This window comes from Terrabacter koreensis, from assembly GCF_054783315.1.
On the sequence record NZ_BAAGQU010000005.1, the window covers coordinates 366920 to 382710 of the forward strand.

Genomic DNA, 15791 nt, shown 5'->3' on the forward strand with positions numbered 1-15791 from the left:
TCGGGTCAGGCGGTCGGCGCGGGCTCCGGGTCGGGCTGGGGCTCGGGCTCGGTGGCCTCGACGGGCTCGCCGCCCTCGTTGCCACGGCGCACCGCGGCGAGCAGCATCTGCGCGACGTCGACGACCTCGACCTCGCCCTCGGCCTTCTTGCCGTCCTGGACGGCGGCGTTGAGCCCGTCGGTGAGCATGACCTTGCAGAAGGGGCAGCCGACGGCGATGCGGTCAGCGCCGGTGGCGAGGGCCTCCTCGGTGCGGTTCGTGTTGATCCGGGTGCCGAGCTTCTCCTCCATCCACATGCGGGCACCGCCTGCGCCGCAGCAGAAGGACTTCTCCTTCGAGCGCTCCATCTCGGCGTACTCGACTCCGGGCAGGATCTGCAGCAGCTCGCGCGGCGGCGCGTACACCTGGTTGTGGCGGCCGAGGTAGCACGGGTCGTGGTAGGTGACCTTCGCCCCGGTGGAGGCGGCGCCGGTGAGGGTGCCGGCCGAGGCGGCCTCACCCGGGCGCGCGACCGGCGTCAGGCGCTTCTCGCGGACGAGCCGGTTGAGCAGCTGCGTGTGGTGCAGCACCTCGTACTGGCCACCGAGCTGGGGGTACTCGTTCTTGATGGTGTTGAAGCAGTGCGCACACGTGACGACGATCTTCGTCGCGCCGACCTCGTTGAGGGTCTCGACGTTCTGCTGGGCGAGCATCTGGAAGAGGAACTCGTTGCCGGCGCGGCGGGCCGAGTCGCCGGTGCAGGCCTCGCCGTCACCGAGCACCGCGAAGCTGACGCCGGCGGTGTCGAGCAGCTCGGCGACCGCGCGGGTCGTCTTCTTGGCACGGTCCTCGTAGGCGCCGGCGCAGCCGACCCAGAAGAGGTAGTCGACCTCGTCGAGGCTCTCGACGTCCTGGCCGACCTGCTTGACCTCGAACGGGAGGTCCTTGGCCCAGTCCATCCGCAGCCGCGGGGCGAGGCCCCACGGGTTGCTGTTCTTCTCGAGATTCTTGAACAGGCCGTTGAGCTCGGCCGGGAACGCCGACTCGATGAGGTTCTTGTAGCGGCGCATGTCGACGATGGCGTCGACGTGCTCGATGTCGACGGGGCACTGCTCGACGCAGGCACCGCAGGTGGTGCACGACCAGAGCACGTCCTCGTCGATGACGGCGTCGGGCCCGTGCGGGTTGTACGCCGTGAGCGGGTGGCGGATGTCGTAGCCGGTCTCGCCGACGAGCTGCTCGGTGGCGACGGCGCCCTTGGTCGCCGCGGAGAAGTCACCGTCAGCCGCCTCGATACCGGCTGCGCGCACCTCCTCGGAGGCGAGCAGCCACGGCGCCTTGGCGTGTGCGTGGTCGCGCAGCGTCATGACGAGCAGCTTCGGGCTGAGCGGCTTGTCGGTGTTCCACGCCGGGCACTGGCTCTGGCAGCGGCCGCACTCGGTGCAGGTGGTGAAGTCGAGCAGGCCCTTCCAGGTGAAGTCCTCGACCTTGCCGACGCCGAGCGCGGCGTCCTCGTCGAGGTCCTCGACCTGCTCGAAGTCGAGCACCTCGCCCTTGATGCGGATGGGCTGCAGCTCGCCGAGGCTGGTGCGCCCGTCGGCGTGGCGCTTGAAGAAGATGTTGAAGAAGGCGAGGAAGCGGTGCCAGGCGACACCCATCGTCGGCTGCAGGGCGATGGTGATCATCCAGGCGAAGCTGATGAGGATCTTGATCGCGGCGATGACGACGATGAGGTTCTCGATGGCGCCGACCGACAGGCCGGTGAAGAAGTTGCCGATCCAGCCGGTGAGCGGGAAGTGCAGGGCGGTGTCCATGCCCGTGCCGGTCTTGCGGGCGAGGGTCCACTCGAGGGCGCGGAGCAGCCCGATGCAGAGGGTGACGCCGAGGATCGTCAGCTCGACGTAGTAGGCCTGCCACCAGGTGGAGCCGAAGAAGCGGCTTCGACGGCCGTCCTCGCCGGCGGCCGAGCGCGGGTGGTTCTTCTGCCGGATCACCATGAGCAGCACGATGCTGATGAAGCCGGCGAAGGCGAAGAAGTCGGTGACCCACTCGTACAGGAAGAAGTGGCCGATCACCGGAAGCACGAACTCGGGCTGGAAGAGCTGGCCGAACGCGTTGAGCAGGGTGAAGAAGAGGACGCCGAAGCTCACCATCGTGAACCAGTGCGCGATGGCGACGACCGGCAGCCGTGACATGCGGGTGTGTCCGAGGAACTCGCGCAGCAGCGTGCGGGTGCGTGCCCCCTTGTCGTCGCCACGGTCCTCGGGCTGACCGAGCCTGAACGTCGCGAGGAAGCGGTTCACCGTCTTCACCAGCAGGGCCACGGCGACGGCGGTCACCCCGAGGCAGACGACGGCGGCGACGATCTGGAGGGCATTCATGGCGGCGAGTCTACTGACGAGTTAGCAAGCGCTTAGTGAATGTGACGCCCGTCGCGCCGTGACGCTCGTCCCGTCCGAGAGGGCGCCCGCGGCATACGGCGGCGGGGTGCGGATCCGCCCGGATCATGGTCGTCCCCTTGGCAATCGATAACCGTGTGTTGGAATATGCATAACGAGGACTCGGTTGTCGCTGGCAACCGGGCCGAACGAGTGTCCGCCCCATCCAGCCACACCCAGCCGAAAGGGCCCCGCAATGCCGATCTACGACGACGTCACCAAGCTCATCGGGAACACGCCGCTCGTGCGCCTCAACAAGGTCACCGACGGAGCCGAGGCGACGGTCGCCGCGAAGCTGGAGTTCTACAACCCGGCCAACTCGGTCAAGGACCGCATCGGCGTCTCCATCGTCGACGCGGCCGAGGCCAGCGGCCAGCTGAAGCCCGGCGGCACCATCGTCGAGGCCACCTCCGGCAACACCGGCATCGCGCTGGCCATGGTCGGCGCGGCACGCGGCTACAAGGTCGTGCTGACGATGCCCGAGTCGATGAGCAAGGAGCGTCGCGCGCTGCTGCGCGCCTTCGGCGCCGAGCTCGTCCTCACCGACCCGGCCACCGGCATGAAGGGCGCCGTCGCCAAGGCCGACGAGATCGCAGCCGAGCGCGGTGGGGTGCTCGCCCGCCAGTTCGCCAACGAGGCCAACCCCGAGATCCACCGCAAGACCACGGCCGAGGAGATCTGGAAGGACACCGACGGCGAGGTCGACATCGTCGTCGCCGGCATCGGCACGGGCGGCACCATCACCGGCGTCGGCCAGGTGCTCAAGTCGCGCAAGCCCGACGTGAAGATCATCGCCGTCGAGCCCGAGGAGTCCGCCATCCTCAACGGCGGGCAGCCCGGACCGCACAAGATCCAGGGCATCGGCGCCAACTTCGTCCCCGAGATCCTCGACACCTCGATCTACGACGAGGTCATCGACGTCAACGCCGACACCGCCGTGAAGTGGGCGCGCCGCGCGGCCACCGAGGAGGGCCTGCTCGTCGGCATCAGCTCGGGCGCCGCCATCGCCGCGGCCGTCCAGGTCGCCCAGCGTCCCGAGAACAAGGGCAAGACGATCGTCGTCATCATCCCGTCGTTCGGTGAGCGCTACCTGTCCACCGTCCTCTTCGAGGGCCTCGTCGACTGACGCAGGTCCGCACCACGCATCACCCGCAGCGCCACCAAGGAGACGTGCATGAGCACTGCACCCCAGATCGACCGCAAGCCCAGGCCGGCCGAGCCGCCCCTGACGCTCGTGCGTGGTGAGGGTGGCGCCCGCGTCCCTGCCGTCGCGCCGGCGGCGTCCGTCGCGCCCGCGGCCGAGCAGCCGACGTATGCCGGCCCGCTCGGTCTCGTGCGCAAGCTCGCCGACCGCTTCGTCGAGGACGTCGACGGAGCGATCGCCCGCGACCCCGCCGCCAACTCGCGGCTCGAGGTGGTTCTGACCTCGCCCGGGCTGCACGCGATCTGGGCGCACCGGGGCATCCACGAGCTGTGGAAGCGGCCCGGCGGTCGGCTCCCGGCTCGAGTGCTCGCGACGTTCGCGCGCTCGGTGACCGGCGTCGAGATCCACCCCGCGGCTCGCCTCGGCCGCCGCTTCTTCATCGACCACGGCATGGGCGTCGTCATCGGCGAGACCGCCGAGGTGGGCGACGACGTCATGCTCTACCACGGCGTCACGCTGGGCGGCCGATCCATGGAGCACGTCAAGCGTCACCCGACGGTGGGCAACCGCGTGACCATCGGCGCCGGGGCCCGCGTGCTCGGCCCGGTGCTCGTCGGCGACGACGCCCAGATCGGCGCCAACTCGGTCGTGGTCAAGGACGTGCCCAACGGGGCGGTGGCGACCGGTGTGCCGGCGGTGCTGCGCTTCCCGAAGCGCGACGCCGCCAACCAGTGGCTCGACCCGGCGATGTACATCTGAGCGCAGCTCGCACGCGAGCCCCTGAGGCCTCTCCCGGAAGAGGGCCCCGACCGCGACCCGGTCCGGGCCCTCTTTGCGTTCGCCGTCGTGCGGAATCGACCGCCGCCGCGGGGTACGTGTGGTTCGTCGACCGGAGGCGGGAGAGCAGTGAACGAGCAGCGAGGTGTCATCGCAGGGCGATACCGCCTGCTCGACCTCATCGGGTCCGGCGGCATGGGCTACGTGTGGCTGGCTTGGGACGAGCGGCTGAGCCGTGCTGTGGCGATCAAACAACTGCGCTCGCTCGTGGACCTGTCCGAGGTCGACACCCAGGTGGCTCACGCACGCGCCATGAGGGAGGCGCGAATCACCGCTCGGCTGCACCACACCAACGCAGTGCCCGTCTTCGACGTCGTGGACCACGAGGGTGCCCCTTGCCTCGTGATGCAGTACCTCCCGTCGCGCAGCCTCCACGAGGTCCTCGCGGCCGACGGCACGCTCCCCGTCGGCCAGGTTGCCGCGATCGGCGCGGGCGTCGCAGCAGCACTGGTCGCGGCGCACGAGGCCGGCATCGTCCACCGCGACGTCAAGCCCGGGAACATCCTCCTGGCCAATGACGGCACTCCTCTCCTCACGGACTTCGGCATCTCGAGGGCGGACGGCGACGCGACGCTCACGTCGACCGGGATGCTGGCCGGCACCCCCGCTTATCTGGCACCGGAGGTGGCCCGCGGCGGTCCGTCGACTCCGGCATCGGACGTCTTCTCGCTGGGCTCGACCTTGTATGCCGCGGTCGAAGGGACGCCGCCGTTCGGCGCAGGCGAGAACCCCATAGCGCTGCTGCACCGCGTCGCCTCGCAGTCGATCACCCCCCCGCGTCGGGCGGGGAGCCTCTCCCGGGTGCTCGTGTGGATGCTGGCGAGTGCGCCGGCGGATCGCCCGACGATGGAGCAGGCGTCGAAGGCGCTCGAGGCCGTCGCCGCGGGCGCCGGCGACACGCTGCCTCTCGAAGTGGTCCGACCGGACACCGAGCCGGAACTGCCCGTCGCCGGGAAGCCGGCGGCCGACGAGGCGGGGGGTGGCCACACCGTCGAGCTCCCCTCCGAGCCTGTGCTCGGTGGCAGGGCGCTACCCGAGCCCGAGCCTCGTCCGGAGCCGGGACCCGGTTCTGAGCCTCGCCTGACGCCGCGGTCGGAGTCGAGACCAGGTGCGACGGCGGCCGCTGCTGCTTTGTCCGGGGAGTACCCGGCGGCATCGGCTCCGGAGCCGGTTGCCCGAGGCGCCTCACCGTCGGTGGCTGCGGACACGTCACACTCGAAGGCGCCGGTCCGCCATGCATCGACGCGCCGGCGCGGAGCTGGTGTGCTGCTGGCCGCGGCAGCAGTGCTTGTCCTCGGCCTCGTCGTGGTGTTCCTCGTGAACAGGCCCGGCGACGCCCCGACGGTCCTGTCGCCCAGCGCCTCCGAAACGGCGGGAGCCGTGTCCGAGTCCCGGGCGGCAACGAGTGCGCCCACGAGCTCGTCGACGCGGCTGGGCTCGACTCCTCCCCCGGGGACCGGAGCGGCGCCACCCGTCGGGAGCCGCACCACCACGCCCCCGCCTCGCCCCTCGTCGACCGCCCCGTCGGGTCCCACGCCGACCTCTGAGAGGCCGCCGTCGAGCGGAACTCCGAGTGGTGCCGAACTTGCTGGCGCGGTCCGCGACTACTACTCCCGGCTCCCGGAAGGCACCGATGCAGGCTGGGCGCAGCTGACTCCGCGCTACCGGACGACGACAGCCACGAGCCGCCGGACCTACGAGAGGTTCTGGAGTGCCATTGCGACCGTGCAGGCCAGCGACGTCACGGGGTCCCCACCCGGATCAGTGGTCGCAACCCTGCGATACGTCTACAAGGACGGCCGCACCTACGTGGAGCGCACCGCCTTCTCGCTGGTACGTCAGAGCGGACAGCTCAAGATCGACCGGTCCACAGTGCTGAGCAGCAGGCAGCTGTGATGCGGTGCTGCGCTTCCCGAAGCGCGACGCCGCCAACCAGTGGCTCGTCCCGGCGATGTACATCTGAGTCGATTCGGACGCGTGCGGGCGGCGCGGCTAGACTTCCGCGGACACTGGAGGGCTCGCATAGTGGCCTAGTGCGGCGGTCTTGAAAACCGCTATGGGTTCATAGCCCATCGTGGGTTCGAATCCCACGCCCTCCGCCATCGGGTCGGCTGCCGGCCAGCGCGACCCGCGCCACCAGGGCAGTGGCCAGGGCGGCCGCGGCAGCGAGGACGACGAGGTCGGCGCCGGGTCGGGACGGCCCTGCCGCGCTGCGACGCACGTCCATGACCATCAGGGCCGGGCCGACCAGGGCGGCCGGTAGCGCAACCCACCGCGGCCGCCGGGCCACGTGGCCGACGAGTCCGAGGGCCGGTCCCGTGACGAGCGCGGCCACGCACCAGAAGCGGGTGGCGTTCCAGTCCACGCCGGACGTGACTCCGACGGCTGACTTGGCGACGTAGTAGGAGACCACGGCCACGAGCAGCCCTGCCGACGCCGCCAGTACTGCCGGGACGAAACGGGTGGCGACCCAGCCGAGAGCCATCCCGAGCAGGCCCCACGCCCACGCCGCTCCGAGCCATCCGCTGACGTAGCGGAGCCACACCACGCCCGGGTCGGGACGCAGCGAGAGCGGGCCGTAGCCGGACGCGAGCGCGCCGAGGACGACCGACCCGGCCCCCAGCGCGACGGCGGCGACCAGCGACCCGACGGCGGTCCTCCGGGTCACGGGTAGGTCGCCCAGTACACCTTGCACAGCGCGCCGATCTGGATGGACTCCGAGATGTGCGCGTCGGCGTAGTCGAACTGCCACGCGTACACCTTCTTGCTGCTCGTCATGACTGCGGTGGCCGAGTGGTAGTAGCTGGTGTTGTAGTACTTCGACCAGCAGTGCTTCTGGCCGTTCTCGTCGTAGGAGCCGTAGGTCCACACGCCGCCGCCGACGTCCTGACGGCCCGACGACGCGGCCGGCGCGTCGGACGCCGACACGGACGCCGCCTGGTCGGACGACGGGGCGAGCTCGACCCAGCCCCCGACGGTGCGTCCCTCGGCGTCGACGACGGTGCCGGACCGCGTCGGCTGGGCGGTGGTGGTGGGCCTGCCCGCTGGTCCGCCGGCACTGGCTGCGGCCGGCTGTGAGGTCGCGGCGAGCAGGATGCCGGCGGTGAGGCCGAGCACGGTGCCGAGTCGAGCGCGCATGGTGGGTCCCCTGTCTCTCGTGGCCGGCACCAGCGCCGACCGAAGCCCGGGCCGGACCGGCCCGGTGTGCTGATCCAACCGTCCGGGTCGGGGGCGCGCCACCGGAAACGGGTGGCCGCCGTTCCGACGCCGGACATGAAAAAAGGCCTCCGGGAGCCGGAGACCTTTTGTTCTCGGGTGCTCGAGCCGGCCGGGCCGGTTGCGAGCGGTGCACGCGCTGTCAGAGCAGTCCGAGGCGCTCCTCGAACGTCGTGCTGGAGTTGTACTGACCGACCGGGATCCCTGTGGGCGGACGGTTCATGGCCGCGAAGAACGACACGATGTACGACATCTCTGTATTCAGTTTCCTTGGATGGCAAAGCCCCCGTCCGACGCGTCGTCGGGGGCTCGGTGGTCGACCGTCATTGCGGGACGATCAGGACCGACAGACCATCCGCGGCCCGACCGGGAGCATGGCCGGGCCGTGGATGACGTCTGCCTGCCAATCATAACAGTTGCGCAACCATGCCCCTGACCACCGTTGACCTTTGAAGGACCGCGTGAGATACGACAGTGTGACGAGACATCCCGACCCGGATCACGGGCCCACCACCGCCGAGATCCTCGACAGCCTGCGGCCCTTGCGCCTGCCGTCGGCACGCCCTCTCGTCCTGCGCGGCAAGCGTTTCGACGCCTCCTCGCCGGCCGTCATGGCCATCGTCAACCGCACCCGCGACTCCTTCTTCAGCGGCAACAGGCACGCCGACCTCGAGTCCGCGAAGGAGGCCCTCGGGCGCGCCGCCGAGCTCGGCGCCGACCTCGTCGACGTCGGTGGCGTGCGAGCCGGCCAGGAGGGCGAGGTCGTCGATGCCGACGAGGAGACGCGTCGGGTCGTGCCGTTCCTCCAGTGGGCGCGCGACGCCTATCCCGACGTCATCCTCAGCCTCGACACCTGGCGCTCGGAGGTGGCGCGCGAGGCCGAAGGGGCGGTCGACCTCGTCAACGACACCTGGGCCGGCCACGACCGCGACCTCGTGCACGTCGCATCGGCCATCGGCGCCGGCTACGTCATCTCACATACCGGCGGGCTTCCCCCGCGCACCGACCCCGTCGACGTCACGTACGGCGACGACCCGCTCGACGTCGTGCGGGACGTCGTGCGCACCCTCGCCGCAGGTGCCCACGAGGCCGAGCGTGCCGGCATACCCAGGGAGCGCATCCTCGTCGACCCGACCCTCGACTTCGGCAAGACGACAGCGCACTCCCTCGAGGTCCTGCGACACACCGCCGACGTCGTCGCGCTGAACTACCCTGTGCTGCAGGCGATGTCGCGCAAGGACTTCGTCGGTGAGGCCCTCGACCTGCCGGCCGAGGAGCGGCTCGAGGGCTCGCTCGCGGCCACGGCCGTCGCGGCCTGGCTCGGCGCCACCGTGTTCCGCGCGCACGACGTGCGGGCCACGCGACGGGTGGTCGACATGGTCGCCACGATCCGTGGTGACCGGCCCCAGCGGGTGGCCCTGCGAGGCATCCGTCAGGTCGCCGTGGACGGGCCGGACACGGGTGGTCCGTCGAACGGGCAGTGAACTGACAAAAAGCATTCGGTCGGGCAGGCCGACCGGCCGGTATTCTGCTAGGTTCGTCGCGGTTGCAGTTGCAGTTCCTCGTAGTCGAGCAGGTGCCCGTCATCCGCAACGGTGACGGGATTTCTTTGTCGGCATCGGTGGGTTCGCCCGTCGAGTGGAGTCAAAGCGGCAGCTTGGGATGCGCGAGGTGCGTCGTCCCATACGCTAAAGAAGGAAGAGTTACCGGTATGGCACAGGGAACCGTCAAGTGGTTCAACGCTGAGAAGGGCTTTGGTTTCATCGCCCAGGACGGCGGCGGCCCCGACGTTTTCGTCCACTACTCGGCCATCCAGTCGAACGGCTACCGTTCGCTGGACGAGGCACAGCGAGTCGAGTTCGAGGTCACGCAGGGTCCGAAGGGCCCGCAGGCCGACGCAGTTCGCCCGCTCTGATCACACGAGATCAACAGCAACGAGCGACACCCAACCTCAGTCGTTTGTGACAAAGCCCCCGGCCATCGGCCGGGGGCTTTGTTGTGTCCCGACGTGCACCCCTCTCACCATCGAGAAAGCGATCCGTCCCGACGGACGAATCGCTCTCTCGATGGGTGGGCCGGGGCCGAGGCTTCTCAGTTCCGGCGGGTGAAGGGGCTCAGTCGCACTCGTCGTACGACGCCGTGGTGGGCGAGGACGGCTTGGTCTTGGTCGGCTTGGGGGTGGCAGTCGAGGACGTGGTCGGCTTCGGGGTGGCCACCGGCGGCGCGATGCCCTTCTGGATGAAGGCGTGGATGGCGTCGTAGTCGGGCCTGACCGAGTTGAACCCGGGCACCTGCGTCAGGGCGAGACTGTTGATCTTGCCGCTCTTCTGGACGCGCTCGATGAGGTCGACGAAGGCAGGCAGGTTCTGGGCCGGGATGTCGGTGTAGATGTTGTCGCGGGCGATCCTCGCGATCTCGGGATACTTCGAGACCATCGAGGCGGGGTCGACCTGCTTGACGACGGCCTGCACGACGCAACGCTGGCGGGCCTGGCGGTAGCTGTCGCTGTCGGCGGCGCGGGTGCGGGCGTACCAGAGGGCGAGGTTGCCCGTCAGGTGCTGGCGGCCCGGCTCGAAGTAGCCGGACTCGCCGATGACGCCGCCGTTGCCGTCGCTGTGACCACCGATGGGGAGCTTGGTGCCGAAGCCGCTCAGCTTGACGTTGATGGTGACGCCCCCCATGGCGTCGATGAGCTGCGAGAAGCCCTTGAGGTCGACGACCACCGTGTGGTCGATCTTGAGCCCCAGCACCTCGGCGATGACGTTGCGGGTCTCGTCACGGCCGGGCGCCGCCCCGCTGTAGGAGCCGGGGTGGTTCTCGCGGTACTGGTCGACCTCGGTCCACACGGCGTTGAGCATGCACTGGTCGTTGGGGTCCTTCTGCTCGCGGAAGCAGACGGGTCGGCCGTAGAAGCCGCTCGGGTAGAGGCCGCGCAGCGGGCTCGTCTTCGGCAGCGGCACGCGCTGGAGGTTGCGAGGCAGCGAGATGAGAGCGGTGCGTCCGCTCTTGGTGTCGATGCTCGCGACGATCATCGAGTCGGTGCGTGTGCCCGTGCGGCCGACGCCGGCGTCCGAACCGAGGAGCAGGACGTTGACGCGAGCCTGGTCGGCCCACGGGTCGTCACCCTCTGCGACCTGCGCGCCGACGCCGGGCTTGACGGGTGTGCTGCCGAAGACCTGGGCGACGGTGGTCTGGGTGATGCTGGCGTACTCGGCGAACTTGAACGAGGACGCGGCCACGAGGAAGACCATGAGGGTCGTGAACGCCGCGAGCGTGCGGGTGCGGGCGCGGTCGAGGCGGGTCGGCCGCGACTGCACGGCGGTCAGGATGATCGACCCGCACCAGAGGATGCCGCCGACGACGAAGGCGATCGCGAGGGCCTGCAGGACGTTGGGGCGTGCGACGATCGACAATGCGGCGTTGGTGGCGCCCGTGCGCAGCACGTAGTAGCCGCCCACGCCGAGGCTGACGAGGGCGAGGAGCAGGATCAGCCAGCCGGCGCGGCGGCTGCGGGTCTGGGTGAGGCCGGCACCCGGGACGACGGTGCCGAGAGCGGTGAGGCCGAGGGCGCGGCGGAAGCCCGACGACAGCTCACGTCGGATGGCCTCTCGGCTCGCGGGCGCAACGGGACCTCGCGCGTTCGGGTAGGTCATGGAGTCCTCTCTCAATCGGCTCGCGCGCACGAGCCGACAGCACATTGTGCCCTGCAAACCTGATAGATGCCGCATCGGATCGTGTGTCGCGGGTCAACGTGAGTCACCCCGGTTTGGGTCGTGCGCTCCGGTGCCGGTAGCCTGTGCTCGCCCGTGCATCCGACGCCGCTCTGGTGGACCCGGTCACAGGCACGGAGGCGTCGCATAGTGGCCTAGTGCGCCCGCCTGCTAAGCGGGTTGAGGATAAAACCTCTCGCGGGTTCAAATCCCGCCGCCTCCGCTCCAGAACGACTGAAGGACCCCGACACGCTTTTCCGTCGGGGTCCTTCAGTCGTTCTGGAACTGAACACGAGGGATTTGGGAGGAGCTGGGGAGTCCCCGAGGAACGAGGGAACTCCCCAGCGACGGCTCCCGCCGCCGACCGCAACGCGACGGCTCCCGCCGCCTCCGACGTTCCCGCCCGGGGCGGCTTACCGCGTCGCTCAGTCCTCCTCGACCGACTTCTCGCGTCGGCGGCGGCGGCGCTGCGTGACGGGCAGCGCGACCCAGAGGCCCGCGGCGAGCACGGCGATGGCACCGCCGATCCAGAGCGCGGTGGTGTGCGAGAGCAGCACGTCGAGCACGAGCACGACGCCTCCGACGATGCCGAGGCCGAGGAAGCACAGCCCGGTGCCGATGAGGGTGTCGGTGTGGCGCACGACGAAGTCCTTGAGCCCCTCGCGGAAGAGCATCCGGTGCATCGCGACCGGGGTCATGAACACGAGGGTGCTGACGGCGACGGCGAGCAGCGTGACGACGTAGATCGTGCGCTGGATCTCAGTGAGGGTGGTGAAGCGCTGCTGGAACGGGATGGTGAGCAGGAAGGCGAAGAGGATCTGGACGCCGGCCTGGGCGATGCGCAGCTCCTGCAGCTGCTCGTTGAAGTTGCGGTCGAGGCGTTCGGCTTCGCTCTCGTCGCGGGTGTAGGGCTGTGAGTCGCTCATGGCCAAGACGTACCCGAGGGCGGCCCTGAAGGGAATGCCGGAAGGCGGCAGGTCCCGGTGCATGACGGAGGGCCCGGCACCTGTCGGTGCCGGGCCCTGCATCACGTCGTCCGCCGTCCGCCGGCAAGCGGGCGGTGGACCGTTGTCTCAGGCTCCGCCGACGCGGGCCTTGAGGTTGTCGAGCTCGGTCCACAGCTCGGTGGGCAGCTGGTCGCCGAACGTGGCGAACCACTCCTCGATGAGGGGCAGCTCCTTCTCCCAGTCGGACGGGTTGACCGCGATCGCCTTGGCGACCTGCTCGGGCGTCAGGTCGAGGCCGTCGACGTCGAGGGCGCCCTCGGTCGGCACGAAGCCGATCGGGGTCTCGACGGCGTCGGCGTCCCCGTCGAGGCGCTCGATGACCCACTTGAGCACGCGGCTGTTCTCGCCGAAGCCGGGCCAGAGGAATGAGCCGTCCTCCTCGTCGCGACGGAACCAGTTGACGCCGAAGATGCGGGGGAGCTTGGAGGCGTCCGCGCTCTTGCCGATCTCGAGCCAGTGGTTCATGTAGTCGCCGGCGTGGTAGCCGATGAACGGCAGCATCGCCATCGGGTCGCGGCGCACGACGCCGACGGCGCCGGTGGCGGCGGCGGTCGTCTCCGAGGAGAGCGTCGCGCCGATGAAGGTGCCGTGGGTCCAGTCGCGCGACTCGTAGACGAGCGGCACGGTCGTCTTGCGGCGGCCGCCGAAGAGGATCGCGTCGATCGGCACGCCGTCGGGGTTGTCGTACTCGGGGGCGAGCATCGGGCACTGCGACGCGGGCGTGCAGAAGCGGCTGTTCGGGTGGCTCGAGAGCGTGCCGTTCTTGCCGTCCTCGGGCGTCCAGTCGTTGCCGTGCCAGTCGGTGAGGTGGGCCGGCGGCTCGTCGGTCATGCCCTCCCACCACACGTCGCCGTCGTCGGTGAGGGCGACGTTGGTGAAGACCGAGTTGCCCTTCTCGATGGTGGCCATCGCGTTGGGGTTGGTCGAGGCGCCGGTGCCGGGGGCGACGCCGAACAGCCCGAACTCCGGGTTGACGGCATACAGGCGCCCGTCCTCGCCGAAGCGCATCCAGGCGATGTCGTCGCCGACCATCTCGGCCTTCCAGCCGGGGATGGTGGGCGTGATCATGGCGAGGTTGGTCTTGCCGCAGGCCGACGGGAACGCGGCGGCGACGTAGTGGACCGACCCCTTGGGCGACGTGAGCTTGAGGATGAGCATGTGCTCGGCCATCCAGCCCTCGTCGTGGGCGATCGCGGACGCGATGCGCAGCGAGTAGCACTTCTTGCCGAGGAGGGCGTTGCCGCCGTAGCCGGAGCCGTAGCTCCAGATGGTGCGCTCCTCGGGGAAGTGGACGATGTACTTGGTGTCGGAGCACGGCCACTTCACGTCGGCCTGGCCCTCGGAGAGGGGGGCGCCGACCGAGTGCAGAGCGGGCACGTATGCCGCGTCGGTCTCCTCGATCTTGCGCAGCACCTTGTCGCCGCAGCGGGCCATGACGAGCATGGAGACGACGACGTACGCGGAGTCGGTGATCTCGACGCCGAACATCGGGACCTTGGCGTCGAGGTGGCCCATGACGAACGGGATGACGTACATGGTGCGGCCCTGCATCGACCCGCGGTAGAGCTCGGTCATCCGAGCCTTCATCTCGTCGGGCGCCATCCAGTTGTTGGTGGGCCCTGCGTCCTTCTCGTCGACCGAGCAGATGTAGGTCCGGTCCTCGACGCGGGCGACGTCGGTGGGGTCGCTGGCGCAGTAGAAGGAGTTCGGCTTCTTCTCCTCGTTGAGGCGCACGAACGTGCCCGCCTCGACGAGCTGGTCGGTCAGCTCGGTCCACTCCTCGGGGGAGCCGGTGATCCAGCGGATGTCGCGCGGCTGGGTCAGCTCGGCGACCTGCTCGACCCACGCGGCCAGGCCCGCGTGCGTCGTGTGTGTCTGTTTCTCGTGGGTCGTGGTCAACTCGGGGCCCATCCCTTCGCGCGCGGTGCCGCCCGGCACCACGTCGTGCCGGTGTGAAGCTGCTCCCCACGTGGATCCTGGGCGAGCCCGGATCGGGCTGCAGGTGTCCACATGCTGAACAGATGACGTGATGACTTCAAGGTACGCGTCGGGGGCAGCCCCTTTGACCGCAAGCGGTGACGCGAGCGGTGAGACGCCTCACAACCCTTGCGTCGCGCAAGAATTACGACGCATCACTGTCGGTTTCTTGCAGGAATTTCAAGAGTCGACGGAAGTCGGGTGTCCGGTCGGGACGACACGAGCCGAGGGCGTACGCGTGGGGTCGCCTCACCGGGATCTCGACCGTCGTCCGGGGGCGGGTGGGGGCCGATTTCGTGGAAGCGGACCGCAGGCGCTAAGGTAACTTCTCGTTCGCCCGACAGGGCGGATGACGCACCCGTAGCTCAACGGATAGAGCATCTGACTACGGATCAGAAGGTTAGGGGTTCGAATCCCTTCGGGTGCACTCTGTGTTGAGACAGAAGCAGGAGGCCCCGGCCCGCGGAGACGCGGCCGGGGCCTCTTCTGTCGTGCGCCGTCAGCAGACGGTGAGCTCGGCCGAGACGTAGCGCCCGCCGCCGTCGCGCACCGCGGTGAACGGGATGGTCGAGTCCCACTTGGGCATCCTCAGCTCGCCCGTCGTGGCGCTCGTCCACCGGATGTGCGGCAGGTCGGTGACGACGCCACCGCCCCTCGCGTCACAGCCCCAGTTGGCCTTGTGCACCAGGTCGATGAGGAGCAGCCGCTCGCCGGCGGCGCGTGACGACGCGGACGGTCGCGCGAAAGCGTGGGTCGAGCGGGCGACGGCCTCGAGGTGGGCGAGGTCGGCGTCGAACCGGCGTGCGGCGGCGGCACCGTTGCCGAGCTCCGCGAGCAGCTGCTCGGGTCCGGTGTGGCCGTAGGACGGGTCGTACTCGGCCTCCGTTCGCACGTAGGTGAAGCTCTCCATGGCGGCCCGCCTCGAGGACAGGTCGCTGTGGACGATCAAGGTCGCGAGGCGCAGCTCGTCCGGCAGGCCGGCGGGGAGCGCCCGGTCGATCTCCTCGATGTCTGCGGCGTTGACGGTTCGGGCGAGGGCGGGGCTGACCGCCTTCCAGGGAGGGCCGGCCGCGTTGATGGCTCTCGCCGCTGCGTGCAGCCGGTCATCCATCCGTGCCGCCGCGGCGATGAAGGCTCGCAGCTGCGGCAGCGCCGTCGCGCTGGGTGTCGTGGTCGCGGTGGGCCTCGCCGTGCTCGTCGCCGTGCTCGTCGCCGTGCTCGTCGCCGTGCCGGTGGGCGTGGGGCTCGGGGAGGTCGTGACGGTCGCGGACGTCGTCGGCGTCACGATGGTCGCCGGCGTCGTCGGCGGTGAGCCACCGGTCGGGGGAGTCGGACTCGTCCGCCCCATCAGGGCCACGGCGACGGCGACGGCCGTCAGCAGGGTCACGGCGACGAGGACGAGCGGGCGAAGCCTCATGGTCGAACCTGGGTCGGGCGCTCTGCTGCTCACGCTTCGAGCGTGCTCCGGCCGGGGTGGACGGCC

Annotated in this window: 12 protein-coding genes and 3 tRNA genes; 8 read left to right on the forward strand and 7 right to left on the reverse strand. The window is 69.8% G+C overall.

All coding sequences use genetic code 11. The annotated features are described in order from the left end of the window. Positions 1-5 precede the first annotated feature (5 nt). Positions 6-2360 carry a (Fe-S)-binding protein gene (locus tag ACYVNR_RS13995; protein WP_461048705.1) on the reverse strand — a complete coding sequence of 785 codons (2355 nt, stop codon included), beginning with the start codon at positions 2358-2360 and terminating at the stop codon, positions 6-8. A 253-nt stretch (positions 2361-2613) separates the two neighbouring features. Here ACYVNR_RS13995 and cysK point away from each other — a divergent pair, with 253 nt between their 5' ends. The 4 genes from cysK to ACYVNR_RS14015 all read left to right on the forward strand — a co-directional run bounded on the left by cysK (position 2614) and on the right by ACYVNR_RS14015 (position 6500). After that, positions 2614-3543: a cysteine synthase A gene (cysK, locus tag ACYVNR_RS14000; protein WP_045189484.1), complete on the forward strand. Its 930-nt coding sequence runs from the start codon at positions 2614-2616 to the stop codon at positions 3541-3543. A 48-nt stretch (positions 3544-3591) separates the two neighbouring features. Next, positions 3592-4320 carry a serine O-acetyltransferase gene (gene cysE / locus ACYVNR_RS14005; RefSeq protein WP_461048707.1) on the forward strand — a complete coding sequence of 243 codons (729 nt, stop codon included), beginning with the start codon at positions 3592-3594 and terminating at the stop codon, positions 4318-4320. Positions 4321-4467: 147 nt separating this feature from the next. Beyond that, positions 4468-6294, forward strand: coding sequence for a serine/threonine-protein kinase (locus ACYVNR_RS14010; protein ID WP_461048709.1), 1827 nt, complete (start codon positions 4468-4470; stop codon positions 6292-6294). A 115-nt stretch (positions 6295-6409) separates the two neighbouring features. Beyond that, a tRNA-Ser gene (locus ACYVNR_RS14015) sits at positions 6410-6500 on the forward strand. On the opposite strand, the gene ACYVNR_RS14020 is transcribed toward ACYVNR_RS14015, so the two are convergent. Together ACYVNR_RS14020 and ACYVNR_RS14025 are read right to left on the reverse strand one after the other, a co-directional pair. Further along, a complete protein-coding gene (locus ACYVNR_RS14020) occupies positions 6461-7066 on the reverse strand; it encodes a hypothetical protein (RefSeq protein ID WP_461048711.1) in 606 nt (201 codons plus the stop codon). The genes ACYVNR_RS14015 and ACYVNR_RS14020 overlap by 40 nt on opposite strands. Next, positions 7063-7536, reverse strand: coding sequence for a lactococcin 972 family bacteriocin (locus tag ACYVNR_RS14025; RefSeq protein WP_461048713.1), 474 nt, complete (start codon positions 7534-7536; stop codon positions 7063-7065). Before ACYVNR_RS14025 ends, ACYVNR_RS14020 begins: the two co-directional genes overlap by 4 nt. 599 nt (positions 7537-8135) lie before the next feature. On the opposite strand from ACYVNR_RS14025, the gene folP reads away from it, so the two are divergent. Beyond that, a complete protein-coding gene (folP, locus tag ACYVNR_RS14030; RefSeq protein WP_045189693.1) occupies positions 8136-9098 on the forward strand; it encodes a dihydropteroate synthase in 963 nt (320 codons plus the stop codon). Positions 9099-9325: 227 nt separating this feature from the next. Continuing rightward, on the forward strand, positions 9326-9529 hold the full coding sequence (locus tag ACYVNR_RS14035) for a cold-shock protein (RefSeq protein ID WP_013491183.1): 204 nt from the start codon (positions 9326-9328) through the stop codon (positions 9527-9529). Positions 9530-9728: 199 nt separating this feature from the next. Here the strand turns inward: ACYVNR_RS14035 and ACYVNR_RS14040 are convergent, their stop codons facing one another. Beyond that, positions 9729-11267: an LCP family protein gene (locus ACYVNR_RS14040; RefSeq protein ID WP_461048715.1), complete on the reverse strand. Its 1539-nt coding sequence runs from the start codon at positions 11265-11267 to the stop codon at positions 9729-9731. A gap of 193 nt (positions 11268-11460) precedes the next feature. Between ACYVNR_RS14040 and ACYVNR_RS14045 the strand changes: the two genes are divergently transcribed. Next, a tRNA-Ser gene (locus ACYVNR_RS14045) sits at positions 11461-11547 on the forward strand. 202 nt (positions 11548-11749) lie between these two features. Here the strand turns inward: ACYVNR_RS14045 and ACYVNR_RS14050 are convergent. Both ACYVNR_RS14050 and ACYVNR_RS14055 read right to left on the reverse strand, forming a co-directional pair. Then, positions 11750-12250, reverse strand: coding sequence for a DUF6328 family protein (locus ACYVNR_RS14050; protein ID WP_052677269.1), 501 nt, complete (start codon positions 12248-12250; stop codon positions 11750-11752). A 147-nt stretch (positions 12251-12397) separates the two neighbouring features. Then, positions 12398-14242: a phosphoenolpyruvate carboxykinase (GTP) gene (locus ACYVNR_RS14055; RefSeq protein ID WP_045190766.1), complete on the reverse strand. Its 1845-nt coding sequence runs from the start codon at positions 14240-14242 to the stop codon at positions 12398-12400. Between the two features lie 420 nt (positions 14243-14662). On the opposite strand from ACYVNR_RS14055, the gene ACYVNR_RS14060 reads away from it, so the two are divergent. Next, positions 14663-14735, forward strand: a tRNA-Arg gene (locus ACYVNR_RS14060). A gap of 72 nt (positions 14736-14807) precedes the next feature. Here ACYVNR_RS14060 and ACYVNR_RS14065 read toward each other — a convergent pair. Further along, on the reverse strand, positions 14808-15725 hold the full coding sequence (locus ACYVNR_RS14065) for a hypothetical protein (protein WP_461048718.1): 918 nt from the start codon (positions 15723-15725) through the stop codon (positions 14808-14810). Between the last annotated feature and the right edge of the window lie 66 nt (positions 15726-15791).

Coding starts and splice junctions, on each gene's coding strand:
- ACYVNR_RS14040 (WP_461048715.1), bottom strand. CDS start 11,267: ATGACCTACCCGAACGCGCGAGGTCCCGTTGCGCCCGCGAGCCGAGAG.
- ACYVNR_RS14025 (WP_461048713.1), bottom strand. CDS start 7,536: ATGCGCGCTCGACTCGGCACCGTGCTCGGCCTCACCGCCGGCATCCTG.
- cysK (WP_045189484.1), top strand. CDS start 2,614: ATGCCGATCTACGACGACGTCACCAAGCTCATCGGGAACACGCCGCTC.
- ACYVNR_RS14065 (WP_461048718.1), bottom strand. CDS start 15,725: ATGAGGCTTCGCCCGCTCGTCCTCGTCGCCGTGACCCTGCTGACGGCC.
- cysE (WP_461048707.1), top strand. CDS start 3,592: ATGAGCACTGCACCCCAGATCGACCGCAAGCCCAGGCCGGCCGAGCCG.
- ACYVNR_RS14035 (WP_013491183.1), top strand. CDS start 9,326: ATGGCACAGGGAACCGTCAAGTGGTTCAACGCTGAGAAGGGCTTTGGT.
- ACYVNR_RS14050 (WP_052677269.1), bottom strand. CDS start 12,250: ATGAGCGACTCACAGCCCTACACCCGCGACGAGAGCGAAGCCGAACGC.
- ACYVNR_RS13995 (WP_461048705.1), bottom strand. CDS start 2,360: ATGAATGCCCTCCAGATCGTCGCCGCCGTCGTCTGCCTCGGGGTGACC.
- ACYVNR_RS14055 (WP_045190766.1), bottom strand. CDS start 14,242: ATGGGCCCCGAGTTGACCACGACCCACGAGAAACAGACACACACGACG.